We start from the raw sequence: 16,483 nt of genomic DNA on the forward strand, positions 1-16,483 counted from the left end.
CATTCCGTCGCGCCGTCCACGATGCACTCGTCTTATGTGGAACATCCCGATCGACGTACTGCTGGAATTGGATCTGGCTCCGCACCTGACTTTCGGCCTGCTGCTGGCCTACCTGCTCGGAATGACGGTGTCCCGCCGGGTATGGCGTAGTGCCACCGTCCGGCTACGCTGCGAGCGCCGTCGTCTGCTGAGCAGAGTAGGAGCCTGGATGCGCCGCGAAGCGGACCCGAACTCGCAGTGGCCCCACGGCACCTTCCTGCAACGGCTGGGCCCATCCGTCCGGGCCGCCCTGCTGGAACTGGGGGTACGTCGTCAGGTACCGGCCGGTCAGATCCTGATCCACGAAGGACAGCAGCAGTCGCACCTGGTGCTGATCGAGGAGGGTCTGACCAAGGTCACCGCCGCCCTGCCCGACGGCCGCACCGCCCTGCTGTCCCTGCGGGTCGGCGGTGACCTGGTCGGCGAGATGTCGGCCCTCAACGGTCGGCCACGCTCGGCCACCGTCACCACCTGCGGCACGGCCCGCTACAGCGTGATCACCTCGGAGCGGTTCCGCGCCTTCCTCCGGGCCAATCCGGACGCCGCCCTCGAACTCGCCGCCATGGTCTCCGACCGGTTGCGCTGGTCGAACCGCCGACGGATCGACTTCTCCTCCTACCCGGTCAAGATCAGAGTGGCCCGGGTGATCGCCGAGTTGTGCCGTACCCACGGCCGCCAGACCCCCGAGGGGGTCGTCATCGACGTGCGACTCACCCAACCGGAGCTGGCGTCCATCTGTGGCGCCTCGGAGACCTCGGTCCAGAAGATCCTGCGGGAGCTACGCACCGAAGGGCTGGTCGACACCGACTACCGCCGGATGACCGTCCGGGACCTGCCCCGCCTTCAGCAGCTCGGGCAGTTGCCGGCCGAGGAGTGTTAACCAGGGCCCCTTCCTATGCACGAGGCGTTAAGAAGGGGCCCTTCCTTACCGGTCAGGCGCCACGGAGGGTGGCGCCGACGCGTTCGGTGGCGCGGGCCACCGCGGCGTCGCGGGCGGCCACGGCCTCCTCGACGGTCAGGGTGCGGTCGGGGGCCCGGAAGGTGAGCTTGTAGGCCAGCGACTTGCGGCCGGCCCCCAGCTGCTCCGAGGCGTACACGTCGAACAGGCGCACCGACTCCAGCAGCTCACCGGCTCCCTCGGTGAGGGCCTGCTGGACCTGTTGGGCGGGCACGGTGTCCTCGACCACCAGGGCCACGTCGATCAGGGCCGGCGGGAAGCCGGAGACTCCGGGCGCGGGCAGCACCGGGGCCGCCGGCAGGGCGTCCAGGTCCAGCTCCATGGCACTGGTCCGCCGGGGCAGCTCCAGGTTGGCCAGCACCGCCGGGTGCAGCTCACCGGCGTGACCGACGACCACCCCGTCGACCAGCAGCTGCGCGCAGCGGCCGGGGTGCCAGGGGGCGTACTCGGTGGCCCGTACCTCGATCCGGTCGGCCGGGATGCCGGCGGCCGCGAGGACCTCCCGGCCCGCCTCCACGGCGTCCGCCCAGGAGGCCGGTCGCCCGGCCCCCCACCAGCCGGCCGGCTCGATGTCGCCGGTCAGCACGACGGCGACATGCCGGGGCTGATGCGGCACGACCGCGTCGGCGGCGGCGAACTCGGCGTCCGTGGGTCGCCGGTCCACCCCCATGGTCGGCGGGCTGCCGGCGCCCGGACGGGGCTGGAAGACCACCCCGATCTCGTAGAGGGCCAGGTCCCGCAGGCCACGGCCGAGGTTGCGCCGGACGATGCCGAGCAGCGGGCCGAGCAGCGTGGTACGCAGCAGCGGCTCCTCGTCGGAGAGCGGATTGGCCACCCGTACCGCCTGGCGGCGGGGGTCCTCGGCGGGCAGGGCGAACTGGTCGGCCAGGTCGGTGGCAACGAAGGGGTGCGCCAGCACCTCGACGTAGCCGCGTTCGGCCAGCGCCCGGGACACCGACCGGTTGCGGCGCTGCTGCCAGGTCAGCCCCCGGCCGGGCGGGGCGGTGGGCAGCAGGGACGGCACCTTGTCGTACCCGTCGAGGCGGACCACCTCCTCGACCAGGTCGGCCGGGTCGGTCAGGTCGGGCCGCCAGGTCGGCGGGGTGACACTGAGCAGGTCGGTGTCACCGGCGGCGACCCCCACCTCGCCGGGGTCCTCGGTCAGCCGGTCGGCGCCCCGGGCCACCGTGCAGCCGATCTGCTCCAGCAGGGCGACCACCCGCGCCGGTGGGTACGCCACACCGACCCGCCGGCTGGGCAGGTCCACCGGCAGCGTCACCGGGGTACGGGGTGCGACATGGTTGATGTCCAGCACCTCGTCCCCGGCGGTGCCGCCGGCGTACGCGGTGAGCAGGGCGACCGCCCGGTCCAGGGCGACCAGCGGCAGGGCCGGGTCGACCCCCCGCTCCCACCGCTTCGCCGCCTCGCTGAACAGCTTGTGTCGACGCGCGGTACGCCCCACCATCGCCGGATCCCAGTGCGCGGCCTCGAACAGCACGTTGACCGTGCTGGGCAGCACCTCGCTGGTCTCGCCACCCATCACGGCGGCCAGCGAGATCGGCACCCCGTCGCCGTCGCCGCCGAGCGGGTTGGGCAGGCCGGCGTCGCAGATGACCATGTCTTCCGGGGCCAGCGCCCGGGTCACCCCGTCCAGGGTGGTCAGCTTCTCCCCCGCCACCGCCCGGCGCACCACCAGGGGCCCGGCCAGCCGGTCGGCGTCGAAGGCGTGCATCGGCTGCCCGAGTTCCAGCATCACGTAGTTGGTGATGTCCACCGGCAGCGAGATGGTGCGGATGCCGGCGACGGTGAGTCGCAGCTGCATCCACTCCGGGGTCTGCGCGCTCGGGTCGACCCCGCGCACCATCCGGGCCGCGAACCGGTCGCAGCCCACCGGGTCGCGTACCTCGACCGGGTAGGCGGGCGTGGGGGTGCCCGGGGTCGCGGGCGTGCGACCCCGGTCGGAGTAGTCCAGACCCAGGGCGTGGGCCAGTTCGCGGGCCAGCCCGCGCAGGGACATCTGGTAGCCCCGGTCCGGAGTGACCTCCACCTCGACGACGATGTCGTCCAGCCCGACCACCGGGCGGGCGTCGTCGCCGGGGGCGGCGACGAGGTGTTCGGGCAGCACCAGGATGCCGGAGTGGTCGTCGCCCAGGCCCAGTTCCTTGGCGGAGCAGATCATGCCGTGGGAGTTGCGCCCGTAGGTCTTGCGGGCGCCGATGGCGAAGCCGCCCGGCAGCACCCCGCCGGGCAGGATCACCACCACCCGGTCACCGGGGGCGAAGTTACGTGCCCCGCAGACGATCTCCTGCGGTTCACCGGTGCCGTTGGCGGCACCCACGTCGACCCGGCAGAACCGGATCGGCTTCTTGAAGCCGGTCAACTCCTCGATGTCGAGGACCTGGCCGACCACCAACTGCCCGGTGACCGTGGTGGACAGGTCCACGATGGACTCCACCTCGATACCGAGGTCGACCAGGGCCCGCTCCAGTTCGGCGGCGGACAGGTCCGGCAGGTCTACGTACTCCCGCAACCAACTGACAGAAACTCGCATGACTCGTTACCACCGTCTCCGTAACTCGCGCGCCCGCACTACGCCCCGTGGCCGAACGCCCGGGTGAACCGGACGTCGCCCTCGACCATGTCCCGCATGTCCCCCACCCCGTGTCGGAACATCACGGTGCGGTCGATGCCCATGCCGAAGGCGAACCCGGAGTAGACCTCCGGGTCGATGCCGCAGGCCCGCAGCACCCGGGGGTTGACCATGCCGCAGCCGCCCCACTCGACCCACTGGGGGCCCTTGCGGTGCTCCGGGAACCACACGTCGAACTCCGCCGACGGCTCGGTGAACGGGAAGTAGTGCGGCCGGAACCGGGTCTTGGCGCCCTCGCCGAACATGGCCCGGGCGAAGTGGTCCAGGGTGCCGCGCAGGTGGGCCATGGTGATGCCCTTGTCCACCACCAGGCCCTCGACCTGGTGGAAGACCGGGGAGTGGGTGGCGTCCAACTCGTCGGTGCGGTAGACCCGACCGGGTACCACCACGTAGATCGGCGGCTTACGGGTGAGCATGGTGCGCGCCTGCACCGGCGAGGTGTGGGTACGCAGCACCAGCCCGGACTGCTCGGGTGCGATGTGGAAGGTGTCCATCAGGCCCCGGGCCGGGTGGTCGACCGGGATGTTGAGGGCGTCGAAGTTGGTCCACTCCAGCTCGACCTCGGGCCCCTCGGCCACCTCGTAGCCCATCCCGATGAACAGGTCGCTGATCTGTTCCATCAGCACACTGACCGGGTGCCGGGAGCCGCGCGGGCGCCGGTCGTAGGGCAGGGTCACATCGACACGTTCGGCGACCAGGACCCGCTGCGCCTGCTCGCGGTCGAGCACCTCGGATCGGGCGGCGTAGGCCTGCTCGATGCTGCGACGGGCCTCGTTGACCCGCTTGCCGGCGTCGGCCTTGGCGGCCGGCGGCAGGGCGCCGATCTCCCGGCGGGCCAGCGAGACCGGGGACCGGTCGCCGAGGTGCGCCGGGCGTACGGCGGCCAGGGCGTCGGGGTCACCGGCGGCGGCGAACGCCTTCTCGGCCTCGGTCACGGCCTCGGCCAGGGCGGCCGGGTCGAGCAGGGCGACCTGCTTCGGGTCGTACGGATCGTTGCGGTAGGTCATGGCGTACGGGCACTCCTCACGGCGGTGCCGGCCCTCACGGGCGGCGAAGCGAGTCTACGGACGCGCGGCTGCGCCGCAGCCCGCCGGTGGGAGTGGTGCGGAGAGCAGATCAGGCCCGCCGCCCGCCGACACCGGCGGGCTGGCTAAACGTACGCCGTGGTGCGTCCACCATCAGGGCCGCTCTCCTCGTGCTCTGCGCGTGATCTCATGTCAGCGCTGGGCTCTCGCCGAAGCGTACAGGCAGACCGCCGCGGCCGCAGCCAGGTTCAGGCTCTCGGCCCGCCCGTGCAGCGGCACCCGGACCCGGGCGTCGGCGGCGGTGATCAGCTCCTCGGGCAGCCCGTGCGCCTCGGAACCGAACAACCAGGCGGTGGGTACGGCCAGCCGGCCCGCGTCGGCCAACTCATCGAGATCCGTCTCGCCGTAGCCGGTGGCGGCCAGCACGGTGAGACCGGCCGCCCGGGCGGCGGTGAGCACCGCCACCGGGTCGCGTTCGCGCACCACGTCGACATGGAACAGACTGCCCGCCGAGGACCGGACACACTTGCCGTTGTACGGGTCGACGGCCTCCCCGGCGAAGATCACCGCGGCGGCACCGGCCGCGTCTGCGGTACGCAACACCGTCCCGGCGTTACCCGGGTCCCGGATGCCGGCGAGCACCGCGACCAACCGAGGCTCGCGGGACAGGGCGGTCTCCAGGGGCACGTCCAGGTGCTGGCAGACGGCGACCAGGCCCTGCGGGGCCACGGTCTCGGCCAGCGCCGCGAGGGCCTCGTCGGTCACCTCGGAGACGGGTACGTCGGCATCGGCGGCGGCTGCCGCCAGGTCGGCGTACCGGTCGAGGGCGGCGGGGGTGCCGAACACCTCGACCACCGTCCGGGGGCGGGCCAGGGCCTCGCGGACCGCCTGGGGTCCCTCGGCCAGGAAACGGCCGGCGGCCTCGCGTTCCCGGCGACGGTGCAACCGGCGGGCGGCGACCACCCTGGGGGTACGCGGCGTGAAGGGCATGGTGTCCTCTCACCACACACACGCGAGGCGCCCCCCTGGTCGAGGGACGCCTCGCGGTGTCGTGCGGGGATCAGGCGGCCTGGGCCGCCGCGCCGCCGATGCCCTCGGCCTGCACCGCGGCACGGGCCAACTCGACGATCGCCGCGAAGGCGGCGGCGTCGTTGACGGCCATGTCGGCCAGGATCTTGCGGTCGACCTCGATGCCGGCCAGGCGCAGGCCCTGGATCAGCCGGTTGTAGGTCATCCCGTTGGCACGGGCACCCGCGTTGATCCGCTGGATCCACAACTGCCGGAAGTCACCCTTGCGGTCGCGACGGTCCCGGTAGGCGTACTGCATCGAGTGCAGCACCTGCTCCTTGGCCTTGCGGTACAGCCGGGAGCGCTGACCGCGGTAACCACTCGCGGTCTCCAGCAGGGTACGGCGCTTCTTCTGGGCGTTCACAGCCCGCTTGACGCGTGCCATCTCAACTCCTTCTTGGGCTCAGGTGGCGCGCGTCAGCGGCCGAGCAGCTTCTTGATGCGCTTGACGTCGGCCTTGGCCACCTCGACCACGCCCGTCAGCCGCCGGGTACGGGTGGAGGGCTTCTTCTCCAGGAGGTGGCGCTTGTTGGCCTGCTCCTTCATGAGCTTGCCCTTGCCAGTCACCCGGACCCGCTTACCCGTCCCCGTGTGGCTCTTCATCTTCGGCATGTGGAACGTCTTCTCCCCTGTTACTGGCCGCTGGTGTCAGCGGTCCCGCCGGTCTCACCGGCTGCTGCGCTCTCACCGGCCGCCACGGACTCGGTAGCCGCCTCGGGCTCGGTAGCCGCCACGGAATCCTCCGCGGTCCGCTCCCGAGGTCCACCACGCGACGCCGTGGCGGCGACCGCGGAGGCCTTCACGGCCCGGTGCGGAGCGAGAACCATGATCATGTTTCGGCCGTCCTGCTTAGGAGCGGACTCAACGTATCCCAGTTCCGTGATCTCGGATTCGAGCCGACGCAGAAGCCGGTAACCCAGCTCCGGGCGACTCTGCTCGCGACCGCGGAACATGATCGTCACCTTGACCTTGTCTCCGGCCTTGAGGAACCGCACCACGTGACCCTTCTTGGTCTCGTAGTCGTGCGGATCGATCTTCGGGCGGAGCTTCATCTCCTTGATGACGGTCTGCTGCTGGTTACGCCGCGCTTCGCGCGCCTTCAGTGCGCTCTCGTACTTGAACTTGCCGAAGTCCATGAGCTTGCACACCGGCGGGCGCGCCATCGGCGCAACCTCGACCAGGTCCAGATCGACGTCCGCGGCCAGCTGAAGGGCGCGCTCCAGCGGGACGATGCCCACCTGCTCACCCTCGGGGCCGACCAGTCGGACCTCACGTGCCCGGATCTGCTCGTTCACGCGTGGTTCGACGCTGATGGGGCCTCCTCGAGTCGGTTCTTCATCGGTGGCCGACCCGTGCGGTCCCCGTCGGGAACCGGCCCGGAAAGCAGAAGGCCCCGGCACATGCCAGGGCCCGCTCGACCGGTCGGCACGATCACAGGATCGCGCATCCGGAACCGGGAGGTGCCCGGAACCGGTGACCGGACCCGGCCGCCGCAGTCGGCGACTCGGGTGGGAGCAGGCGCCCCACTTTCACGGCCATCCACTCACGCGGACAGCCTGGTCGACTTGACCACACTACACCCACGGCCACCGGGGCCCCAACCCGGCATGGCCGGCGGCTCGGGACGAGGGGGTCAGGAGCCGGAGGCACCCTGGGCCAGGGCGGCCAGGTGGGCCTGGTGCAGCCGGCGCAGGGCCCGGACCCCGTCGACCGCCAGCTGCTTGTCGGCGGCCTGGAGGGCCACCATCGGCAGCAGGTCGTCGTCGTACAACTCCAGGGCGGCCCAGGGCGCACCCCGGTCGAACCGGATCCCCCGCACGACCTCCCAGGGCAGCTCGTAGGAGCCGATGATGTTGCGCACCCGCACCCCGCGCGCGTCCGCGTCCACCCTGGGACGGGTGAACAGCAGGGTGCCGAGGGCGAAGATCACCCCTAGGCCGATCATGGCGAACTGGTCGCCGCGCTGGAAGGTGCCGAAGCCGTTGCCGGTGGGGCCGGTCAGGGTGGTGGCGATCAACGCGAACACCACCACCAGTACGACCGCCGACACCCAGCAGACCACCCGGATGCGCCGGGGTCGGAGCCGGACCGACTCACCGCCGGTCACCGGCTGCGGGTCGGCCGTGCCGGCACTGGGCTGCGCTGGGTCCCGCCGCTGACTCATGCCATCAGTCTGCCATCCGCCCACGGCCGGGCGGACGGCGCCACACGCGGCGACACCAGCACCGACACCAACGCCGGCACCGGCCTCACAACCGGCAGGCGTGGATGTTGGTGACCAGGATCGCCCGGGCCCCGAGCTCGTAGAGCTCGTCCATGATCCGGTGCACGTCGTCGCGGAGCACCATGGCCTGCACCGCCACCCAGCCCTCGCGGTGCAGCGGGGAGACCGTCGGCGACTCGATGCCCGGGGTCAGGGAACTGGCCCGGTCCAGCAGACCGGCCGGCACGTCGTAGGCGAGCATCACGTACCGGCGGGCCACCAGCACCCCGTGCAGCCGGCGCAGCAACTGCTCCGCCTGCGGCTGGGACCCCGCCCCGGCCCGACGGACCAGCACCGCCGAGGAGCGCAGCAGCGGCTCACCGAAGACCACCAGGCCGGCCTGGCGCAGGGTGGCCCCGGTCTCCACCACGTCGGCCACCACGTCGGCCACACCCAGTCGGATGGCGTTCTCCACCGCCCCGTCGAGGCGGATCACCTCGGCCTTGACACCCAGCTCGGCCAGGTAGCGCTCGACCAGGCCCGGGTAGGCGGTGGCGATCCGGTGCCCACCCAACTCCCGTACGTCGTCGACGTCGTCCGGGCGGGCGGCGAACCGGAAGGTGGCCCGGCCGAAGTTCAGGTCGACGACCTCCTCGGCCGGTGCGCCGGAGTCGATCAGCAGGTCCCGGCCGGTGATCCCGACGTCCAGATCACCGGAGCCGACGTAGGTGGCGATGTCCTTCGGCCGCAGGTAGAAGAATTCGATGTCGTTGGCCTCGTCCCGGCAGACCAGGTCCTTGGGGTCGCTGCGCTGGCGGTAACCCGCCTCGCGCAGCATCTCGGCGGCCGAGGAGGCCAGGGCGCCCTTGTTGGGTACGGCGACACGCAGCATGACGGAGTGCTCCTTCGATCGGGTCCAGGGTCGATGGCGGGCACTCAGAGATGTCGGTAGACGTCCTTGAGCTCCAACCCGCTGGCGAGCATCAACACCTGAACCTGGTAGAGCAGCTGGGAGATCTCCTCGGCGGTGCGCTCGGGCCCCTCATGTTCGGCGGCCATCCACGACTCGGCGGCCTCCTCGACCACCTTCTTACCGATGAAGTGCACCCCCTTCTCCAGCGCGGCGACCGTGCCCGAGCCGGGGGTGCCGGCCGCGGCCTTGGCCTGCAGCTCGGCGAACAACTCCTCGAACGTCTTCACGGAACCGGATTCTCCCAGTCGCCCTGGGTGGCGGCACGCACCGGGTCCGGTGGTGACCGGTGAGCGGGACCTGTATTCCCTACCACCATGGTGGGACACCGGTACGGCGGTCACCGCAGGTGGTCGTACGCTGTCGGCCATGGTCAGCACCCCACGCATCCGTACGCTCGCCACGGCCGGCGCGGTCCTCTTCGCGGTCACCGCCTGCGCCCCGCAGAGCGAGCCCGCCCCCAGCCCACGGCCTCCGGCGCCAACGCGTGCGCCAAGGAGAACCTACCCACCCAGACCCCCGGCAAGCTCACCATCGCCACCGACGAGCCGGCCTACCAGCCGTGGTTCGTCGACAACAAGCCCGACAGCGGCGAGGGCTACGAGTCGGCGGTGGCCTACGCGGTGGCGGAGAAGCTCGGCTACACCCGCGACGAGGTCGTCTGGACGCGGGTGAAGTTCGACTCGGCCATCGCGCCCGGCCCCAAGACCTTCGACTTCGACATCAACCAGTTCTCGATCACCGACGAGCGCAAGAAGGCGGTCGACTTCTCCGCCCCCTACTACCTGGTGCGGCAGACCGTAATCGCGCTGAAGTCCTCCAAGATCGCCGGCAAGACCAGCCTGGCGGACCTGCGCGACGCCAAGCTCGGCGCCCAGGTCGGCACGACCAGCTACCAGGCGATCACCGACCTGGTGAAGCCGACCCAGCAGCCGCAGGTCTACAACAGCAACGACGACGCCAAGAAGGCCCTGCAGAACGGCCAGCTCGACGGCCTGGTCGTCGACCTGCCCACCGCCTTCTACATCACCGCCGCCGAGATCGAGGACGCGGTGATCGTCGGGCAGTTGCCGCAGGTGGGCACCCCGGAGACGTTCGGGCTGCTGCTGGACAAGGACTCCCCGCTCACCGGTTGTGTCAGCAACGCGGTCGGGCAACTCTCCGCCGACGGGGTGTTGAAGGAGTTGGAGCAGCGCTGGCTGGCCCAGGTCGCGGGAGCCCCTGAACTCACGTGAGCACCACCCGTCACGTCCCCTCCCCGGCCCAGCGGGCCCGTGAGGAGTACCGCCGCCGGCAGACCACGCTGAGTGTGCTGATCGCCGCCGCCTCCACGGCGGCGATCGGCACCCTGCTGGCGATCGCGGTGACCGGGGCACCCGGCTGGGACCGGGTACGCGCCTCGTTCCTCGACCCGCAGATCGCCCGCGACGCCCTGCCGGCGGTGCTGACCGGCCTCTGGCTCAATCTGCGGTTGCTGGTCTGCTGCGCGCTCGGGGCGCTGCTGCTCGGGCTGATCATCGCGATCCTGCGTACCCTGCGGGGGCCGGTCTTCTTCCCGATCCGGGCCCTGGCCACCGGCTACACGTACGCCTTCCGGGGCCTGCCGTTGATCATCGTGCTCTACGTGCTCACCCTCGGCGTGCCCGGTCTGCGGTTGCAGGGCATGCCGTCGGTGCTGGTGCTGGGCGGGTTGGCGCTGGTGCTCACCTACAGCGGGTACCTGGCCGAGGTGTTCCGCGCCGGCATCGAGTCGGTGCATCCCAGCCAGTTGGCGGCGGCCCGGTCCCTGGGGCTGACCTACCGGCAGACCATGCGGCACGTGGTGCTGCCCCAGGCCGTCCGGCGGGTGGCACCGCCGCTGCTCAACGACGTGGTGGCGTTGCAGAAGGACGTCGGTCTGGTCTCCCTGGCCGGGCCGATCGACGCGGTCCGGGCCGCGCAGATCGAAACCGCACAGAGCTTCAACTACACCCCGTACATCCTGGCCGGGGTGCTCTTCGTCCTGCTGGCCATTCCGCTGATCGCCGTCACCGACCGGGTGACGCTGCGGGCGGCCCGACGCCAGTCCGGAGGCTGACCATGGACGTGTTGCGGTGCCGAGGGCTGCGTAAGGTCTTCGGGGACCAGGTGGTCCTCGACGGTCTCGACCTGACCGTGGCCGAACACCAGGTGGTGGCCCTGATCGGGTCCTCCGGTTCGGGCAAGTCGACCCTGCTGCGCTGCATCAACCTGCTGGAGGACCTGCACGACGGGACGATCGAGCTGGACGGCGAGGACATCACCGCGCCGGGCGTCGACCCCGACAAGGTACGCCGTCGCATCGGCATGGTGTTCCAGTCGTACAACCTCTTCCCGCACCTGAGCGTGCTGGACAACATCACTCTGGCGCCCCGTCGGGTGCACCGCCGGGCGCGGGCCGAGGCGGAGGCCCGGGCCCGGGAGCTGCTGGAGCGGGTGGGGTTGGGGGCCAAGGCCGACGCGTACCCGGACCGGCTCTCCGGGGGCCAGCAGCAGCGGGTGGCGATCGTCCGGGCGCTGGCCAACTCCCCCCGGTTGTTGCTGCTCGACGAGGTCACCTCGGCCCTGGATCCGGAGCTGGTCGGTGAGGTGCTGACGATGATCCGCGACCTCAAGGCCGAGGGAATGACCATGGTGCTGGCCACCCACGAGATGGGCTTCGCCCGGGACGTGGCCGACCAGATCTGCTTCCTGGACGCCGGACGGGTGATCGAATCCGGTCCACCAAGCCAGGTGCTGGCCGACCCGGTGCACCCCCGCACCCGCCAGTTCCTGACCCGCATCATCGAAGCCCGTCGCCTCTGAATCTCCCGATCCCGCCCTGGATACCCGGCGGGCAACGACTCTCCGGGCCGATAACGTCATGATCGAGGCCACAAGAAGGTGGCTGGGTAAGCTCGATCGGGTACAAAACGCACCCATGACGATGTCGCCAGAGGTAGCCGCCATGTCCAGTCGTCCGTCCGAGCCCGTCGACCCCGCCCGCCTGCAGGAGGTCCTCGACGGCCCGTGGGTCCAGGTCCGCGAGGCTCATCGCCGCAAGCTCGACGACAGCTTCCTGCCGGTGTACGGCGAGACCGGCGACCAGGCCCGGGAGCGGATCACCCGGCTGCTGGGCCGACTGCCGGTCGATGCGGGTATGCCGGCGGCCTTCCCACCCGAGTACGGCGGCCACGGCGAGGTCGGCGGCTCGATCGTGGCCACCGAGATGCTGGCCCAGGTCGACCTGTCCCTGATGGTCAAGGCGGGGGTGCAGTGGGGCCTGTTCGGCGGTGCCGTGCTGTCCCTGGGCACCCGGCGGCACCACGACACCTACCTGCGCGACATCGTCGCCGGTGACCTCCTCGGCTGCTTCGCGATGACCGAGACCGGACACGGCTCGGACGTGCAGCAACTGCGCACCACCTGCACCTACGACCCGGAAACCCAGACCTTCGACCTGCACACCCCGCATCAGGCGGCCCGCAAGGACTACATCGGCAACGCCGCCCGAGACGGTCGGATGGCGGTGGTCTTCGCCCAGTTGATCACCAAGGGGCAGCGGCACGGGGTGCACGCCTGGCTGGTCCCCATCCGCGACGCCCAGGGCAACCCGATGCCCGAGGTGACCATCGGCGATGCCGGGCCCAAGGCCGGCCTGCTCGGGGTGGACAACGGGCGGCTCAGCTTCGACCACGTCACCCTGCCTCGGGAGATGCTGCTGGACCGGTACGGCCAGGTGGCGGCCGACGGCACCTACTCCAGCCCGATCGAGAACGACTCCCGGCGCTTCTTCACCATGCTCGGCACCCTGGTCCGGGGCCGGGCCAGCGTGGGTGGCGCCGCGGCGGCGGCCACCAAGGTGGCGCTGACCATCGCGGTGCGCTACGGCGACCTGCGCCGCCAGTTCAGCGCCCCCGACGCCGAACGGGAGGTGCTGCTCAACGACTACCTGGCCCACCAGCGCAAGCTGCTGCCGGCCCTGGCCACCACCTACGCCCTGCACTTCGCCCAGGCCGAGCTGGTGGCCGCGATCGACGAGGTGCAGGGCGGCGGCGAACCGGTCGACGAGCATCAGCAGCGGGAGTTGGAGTCCCGGGCGGCCGGTCTGAAGGCCGCGCAGACCTGGCACGCCACCCGCACCATCCAGATGTGCCGGGAGGCCTGCGGCGGCGCCGGCTACCTGGCCGAGAACCGGCTGCCCGGCCTGAAGGCCGACACGGACGTCTTCACCACCTTCGAGGGCGACAACACCGTGCTCTTGCAGTTGGTGGCCAAGGGGCTGCTCACCGGCTACCGGGACGAGTTCGGTTCCCTGGACGGTTGGGGGCGTGCCTCCTTCGTCGCCGAACAGGTCCGCGAGATGGTGTTGGAGCGTACCGCCGCGCGGGCGCTCATCGAACGGCTCGTCGGCGCCGTGCCCGGCCGTGACGAGGAGGTCGCCGTCACCGACCGGGGCTGGCAGCTCAAGGTCTTCGAGGACCGGGAGAAGCACCTGCTCGACGGCGCGGTCCGGCGGCTGCGCAACGGCGCCGCCACCAAGAGGGACCGCCCCTTCGACATCTTCAACGACGTGCAGGATCACGTCCTGACGGCCGCCGCCGCCCATGTCGACCGGGTCACCCTGGAGGCGTTCGTCGCCGGCATCGAGAACACCACCGACCCGGCGGTCAAGGCCCTGCTGTCCCGGGTCTGTGATCTGTACGCCCTCAGCGTCATCGAGACCCACAAGGGCTGGTTCCTGGAGCACGGCCGACTCACCCCGGCCCGCGCCAAGGCGATCACCGGGGTGGTGAACAGCCTGCTCAAGGAGCTACGCCCGCAGATGGGCACCCTGGTGGAGGGCTTCGGCATCCCGCCGGCGTGGCTGCACTGCGCCATGCTGCGCGAGGAGGGCGACCGGCAGGAGGCCATGGCCACCCACGACGCCGCCGGTGACCCGCAGACCGTCCCGACGTGACCGGGCCTGATTCCCGACTGTTCGGTAACGGACCGTAGCGACCACGATCGCGAAGTGCGAGCGGATCCTGGGGCCACACCCTTCATGGACGGGAGCCCCTGATGATCTGGATCATCGAGAGCGAGAGCAAGCTGAGCCGAGTGTTCGCGGCCGACCTCAAGCGCCTGCGGGACAATGAGGCGGTCGCGACACACGTCCTGCGGTCCGAGCAGAACAGCACGATCGCCGAGATGCAGACCCCGCTCGTGCCTGCGCTGGACCCCGGCGAGCCGGTGCTGGTGCTCGCCCACTCCGGCTACCACCTCGACGACCGACACCACCAGGAGGCACCCTGGATCGGGGGGCGCTGGCTGGACGAGTTCGTCCAGGACGTCACGCTGAAGTTCACCCCGGCCGGCCTCAGCGGCCGTACCCTCTGGTTCCTGGTCTGCCACACCGGGCACGACGTCACCGCGCTGGCCGGCCTGCTGGCCGCCGCCGGGGTGGACAACGTGACGATCTACATGCCGACGGACTTCATGTACATCAGCAAGACCGGCATCCCGCACGTGCTGCTGAGCGAGGCGGACGTCGACGCCGTCAACAGGGACGTGGCCCGGTGCGACAGCGACTACTGGAGCATTCAGGGCTCGCAGTCCACCGGCAGCTACTGGGCCGGCTGCTCGATCAGCGGGCAGGTGGTCACCAGACTGTCCGCGACGGCGGTCGAGGAGGCCGTCCGGGAACAGTTCGACCCCGACGAGACCGAAGTCTGAGCCGGTGGAGGGCCGGGACTCCCGGTCAGACCCCGAAGCCGACGCGCTGGTTGCCGCCGGTGCTGACCTGCCGGATGGCCAGGGCGGCCTCCAGCGCGGCGACGGTGGCGGCCCAGCCCTTGTCCTCGGCCGAGCCGGGCAGCCCGGCCCGGTCGCGGGCCTGCTCAAGGGTGTCGACCGTGAGCACCCCGTGCGCCACCGGCTTGCCCTCGTCGAGGGCCACCCGGGTCAGCCCCTCGGTGACCGACTGGCAGACGTAGTCGAAGTGGGCGGTGGCGCCCCGCACCACCACCCCCAGGGCGACCACCACGTCACAGCGGCGGGCCAGGGCCTGGGCCACCACCGGCAGTTCCACCGAGCCGGCCACCCGGGCCACCACGGCCCGGGCACCGCAGGCCTGCGCGGCGGCCACCGCCCGGTCGAGCATGTGATCGGTCAGGTCACCGTGCCAGCGGGCGGCGACCACCCCCACGGTCATCCCCGCCGCGTCGACCGCGGCCGCACCCGGCTCACCGAAACCCGCCATCTGTCCTACGCTCCGATCTCGTTGCCGGCCACCGGACGGCCCATCGGGGCCTCGGCGGTCTCGTCCACGTCGAGCAGGTGCCCCATCCGGTCCCGCTTGGTGCGCAGGTACCGCACATTCTCCGGGTGGGTGCGTACCGGCAGGCTCTCCCGGCCGGTGACGGTGAGCCCGTAGCCCTCCAGCCCGGCCCGCTTGGCCGGGTTGTTGGTGAGCAGCCGCATGGTGCGCACCCCGAGGTCGTAGAGGATCTGAGCCCCGGTGCCGTAGTCCCGCGCGTCGGCCGGCAGGCCCAGGTCCAGGTTGGCGTCGACCGTGTCGCGGCCCTGGTCCTGCAGCTGGTAGGCCCGCAGTTTGTGCAGCAGCCCGATGCCCCGCCCCTCGTGACCGCGCACGTAGAGGACCACTCCCCGCCCCTCCCGGGCCACCCGGTCCAGGGCGGCGTTGAGTTGGGGGCCGCAGTCGCAGCGCACCGAGGCGAAGGCGTCCCCGGTCAGGCACTCGGAGTGCACCCGCACCAGCACGTCCCGGCCGTCACCGATGTCCCCCATCACCAGGGCGACGTGTTCGGCCGAGTCGTTCTCGCTGCGGTAGCCCACCGCCCGGAACACCCCGTGCTCGGTGGGCATCCGGGCCTCGGCGACCAGTTCGACCTGCTTCTCGGTACGACGCCGGTGGGCGATCAGGTCGGCGATGGTGATCAGGGCCAGCGAGTGCTCGGCGCAGAACTTCTCCAGGTCCGGCAGGCGCATCATGGTGCCGTCGTCGTTGACCAGTTCGCAGAGCACCCCGGCCGGGCGCAGCCCGGCCAGCCGGGCCAGGTCGACGGCCGCCTCGGTGTGGCCGGCCCGCCGCAGCACCCCGCCCGGGCGGGCCCGCAGCGGCACCACATGCCCGGGCCGGGCCAGGTCGATCGGGCCGGTCGAGGGGTCGGCCAGCAGCCGGATGGTGTGCGCCCGGTCGGCTGCGGAGATGCCGGTGCTCACCCCCTCCCGGGCGTCCACCGTGACGGTGTACGCGGTCTGTCGGCGGTCCTGGTTGGTGTGGTGCATGGGCGGCAGGTCCAGCCGGTCGCACTCGCCCTCGGTCAGCGGTACGCAGATGAACCCGGAGGTGTACCGCACGGTGAAGGCCAACAGTTCCGGGGTGGCCAGTTCGGCGGCGAAGATCAGGTCGCCCTCGTTCTCCCGGTCGGGGTCGTCGACCACGACGACCGGCCGACCGGCGGCGATGTCCGCCAGGGCCTGCTCGATGTCGGTGAAGGGTCCCGGCTCGCTGTGCTCGCTCATGCGACGGCCTCCGAGTAGGTGGACGGAATCGGGACGGAGGTCGCGG

Annotated in this window: 17 protein-coding genes; 6 read left to right on the plus strand and 11 right to left on the minus strand. The window is 71.3% G+C overall.

Annotated features, from left to right (window positions below):
* The first annotated feature begins 34 nt into the window (after positions 1–34).
* Complete coding sequence (locus tag ACLQ2T_RS19310) at positions 35–919, plus strand: Crp/Fnr family transcriptional regulator (protein ID WP_425767750.1); 885 nt, start codon at positions 35–37, stop codon at positions 917–919.
* A 52-nt stretch (positions 920–971) separates the two neighbouring features.
* On the opposite strand, the gene pheT is transcribed toward ACLQ2T_RS19310, so the two are convergent.
* From pheT to ACLQ2T_RS19355, 9 genes are all read right to left on the minus strand, one after another.
* Positions 972–3,548 (minus strand): phenylalanine--tRNA ligase subunit beta, encoded by a 2,577-nt coding sequence (gene pheT, locus ACLQ2T_RS19315; protein WP_425767751.1) that lies wholly within the window; start codon positions 3,546–3,548, stop codon positions 972–974.
* Positions 3,549–3,586: 38 nt separating this feature from the next.
* Positions 3,587–4,654: a phenylalanine--tRNA ligase subunit alpha gene (gene pheS / locus ACLQ2T_RS19320; RefSeq protein ID WP_327026715.1), complete on the minus strand. Its 1,068-nt coding sequence runs from the start codon at positions 4,652–4,654 to the stop codon at positions 3,587–3,589.
* Between the two features lie 210 nt (positions 4,655–4,864).
* The gene (locus tag ACLQ2T_RS19325) at positions 4,865–5,662 is read right to left on the minus strand and encodes a TrmH family RNA methyltransferase (protein ID WP_425767752.1); all 798 of its coding nucleotides are present in this window, start codon (positions 5,660–5,662) and stop codon (positions 4,865–4,867) included.
* Between the two features lie 70 nt (positions 5,663–5,732).
* Complete coding sequence (rplT, locus tag ACLQ2T_RS19330) at positions 5,733–6,125, minus strand: 50S ribosomal protein L20 (RefSeq protein ID WP_327026717.1); 393 nt, start codon at positions 6,123–6,125, stop codon at positions 5,733–5,735.
* 32 nt (positions 6,126–6,157) lie between these two features.
* A complete protein-coding gene (rpmI, locus tag ACLQ2T_RS19335) occupies positions 6,158–6,352 on the minus strand; it encodes a 50S ribosomal protein L35 (protein WP_221085149.1) in 195 nt (64 codons plus the stop codon).
* 20 nt (positions 6,353–6,372) lie between these two features.
* Positions 6,373–7,035 (minus strand): translation initiation factor IF-3, encoded by a 663-nt coding sequence (gene infC, locus ACLQ2T_RS19340; protein WP_425767753.1) that lies wholly within the window; start codon positions 7,033–7,035, stop codon positions 6,373–6,375.
* Positions 7,036–7,373: 338 nt separating this feature from the next.
* A complete protein-coding gene (locus ACLQ2T_RS19345) occupies positions 7,374–7,904 on the minus strand; it encodes a PH domain-containing protein (protein WP_425767754.1) in 531 nt (176 codons plus the stop codon).
* An 85-nt stretch (positions 7,905–7,989) separates the two neighbouring features.
* Positions 7,990–8,835: an ATP phosphoribosyltransferase gene (gene hisG / locus ACLQ2T_RS19350; RefSeq protein ID WP_425767755.1), complete on the minus strand. Its 846-nt coding sequence runs from the start codon at positions 8,833–8,835 to the stop codon at positions 7,990–7,992.
* Positions 8,836–8,879: 44 nt separating this feature from the next.
* Positions 8,880–9,143, minus strand: a complete 264-nt coding sequence (locus ACLQ2T_RS19355) for a phosphoribosyl-ATP diphosphatase (RefSeq protein WP_013732805.1) — start codon at positions 9,141–9,143, stop codon at positions 8,880–8,882.
* Positions 9,144–9,230: 87 nt separating this feature from the next.
* Between ACLQ2T_RS19355 and ACLQ2T_RS19360 the strand changes: the two genes are divergently transcribed.
* From ACLQ2T_RS19360 to ACLQ2T_RS19380, 5 genes are all read left to right on the plus strand, one after another.
* Positions 9,231–10,148, plus strand: coding sequence for an ABC transporter substrate-binding protein (locus ACLQ2T_RS19360; protein WP_425767756.1), 918 nt, complete (start codon positions 9,231–9,233; stop codon positions 10,146–10,148).
* Positions 10,145–10,990 (plus strand): amino acid ABC transporter permease, encoded by an 846-nt coding sequence (locus ACLQ2T_RS19365; RefSeq protein WP_425767757.1) that lies wholly within the window; start codon positions 10,145–10,147, stop codon positions 10,988–10,990. The genes ACLQ2T_RS19360 and ACLQ2T_RS19365 overlap by 4 nt, the downstream gene beginning before the upstream one ends.
* A gap of 2 nt (positions 10,991–10,992) precedes the next feature.
* Complete coding sequence (locus ACLQ2T_RS19370) at positions 10,993–11,736, plus strand: amino acid ABC transporter ATP-binding protein (protein WP_425767758.1); 744 nt, start codon at positions 10,993–10,995, stop codon at positions 11,734–11,736.
* Between the two features lie 142 nt (positions 11,737–11,878).
* Positions 11,879–13,870, plus strand: coding sequence for an acyl-CoA dehydrogenase (locus ACLQ2T_RS19375; RefSeq protein ID WP_425767759.1), 1,992 nt, complete (start codon positions 11,879–11,881; stop codon positions 13,868–13,870).
* 101 nt (positions 13,871–13,971) lie between these two features.
* Positions 13,972–14,625, plus strand: a complete 654-nt coding sequence (locus ACLQ2T_RS19380) for a hypothetical protein (protein WP_425767760.1) — start codon at positions 13,972–13,974, stop codon at positions 14,623–14,625.
* Between the two features lie 25 nt (positions 14,626–14,650).
* On the opposite strand, the gene ribH is transcribed toward ACLQ2T_RS19380, so the two are convergent.
* Together ribH and ACLQ2T_RS19390 are read right to left on the minus strand one after the other, a co-directional pair.
* Complete coding sequence (gene ribH / locus ACLQ2T_RS19385; RefSeq protein ID WP_425767761.1) at positions 14,651–15,151, minus strand: 6,7-dimethyl-8-ribityllumazine synthase; 501 nt, start codon at positions 15,149–15,151, stop codon at positions 14,651–14,653.
* Positions 15,152–15,156: 5 nt separating this feature from the next.
* Complete coding sequence (locus ACLQ2T_RS19390; protein WP_425767762.1) at positions 15,157–16,437, minus strand: bifunctional 3,4-dihydroxy-2-butanone-4-phosphate synthase/GTP cyclohydrolase II; 1,281 nt, start codon at positions 16,435–16,437, stop codon at positions 15,157–15,159.
* Between the last annotated feature and the right edge of the window lie 46 nt (positions 16,438–16,483).

It is taken from the genome of Micromonospora sp. DT229, assembly GCF_049844505.1.
In the GTDB taxonomy this organism is placed as follows: Bacteria; Actinomycetota; Actinomycetes; order Mycobacteriales; family Micromonosporaceae; genus Micromonospora.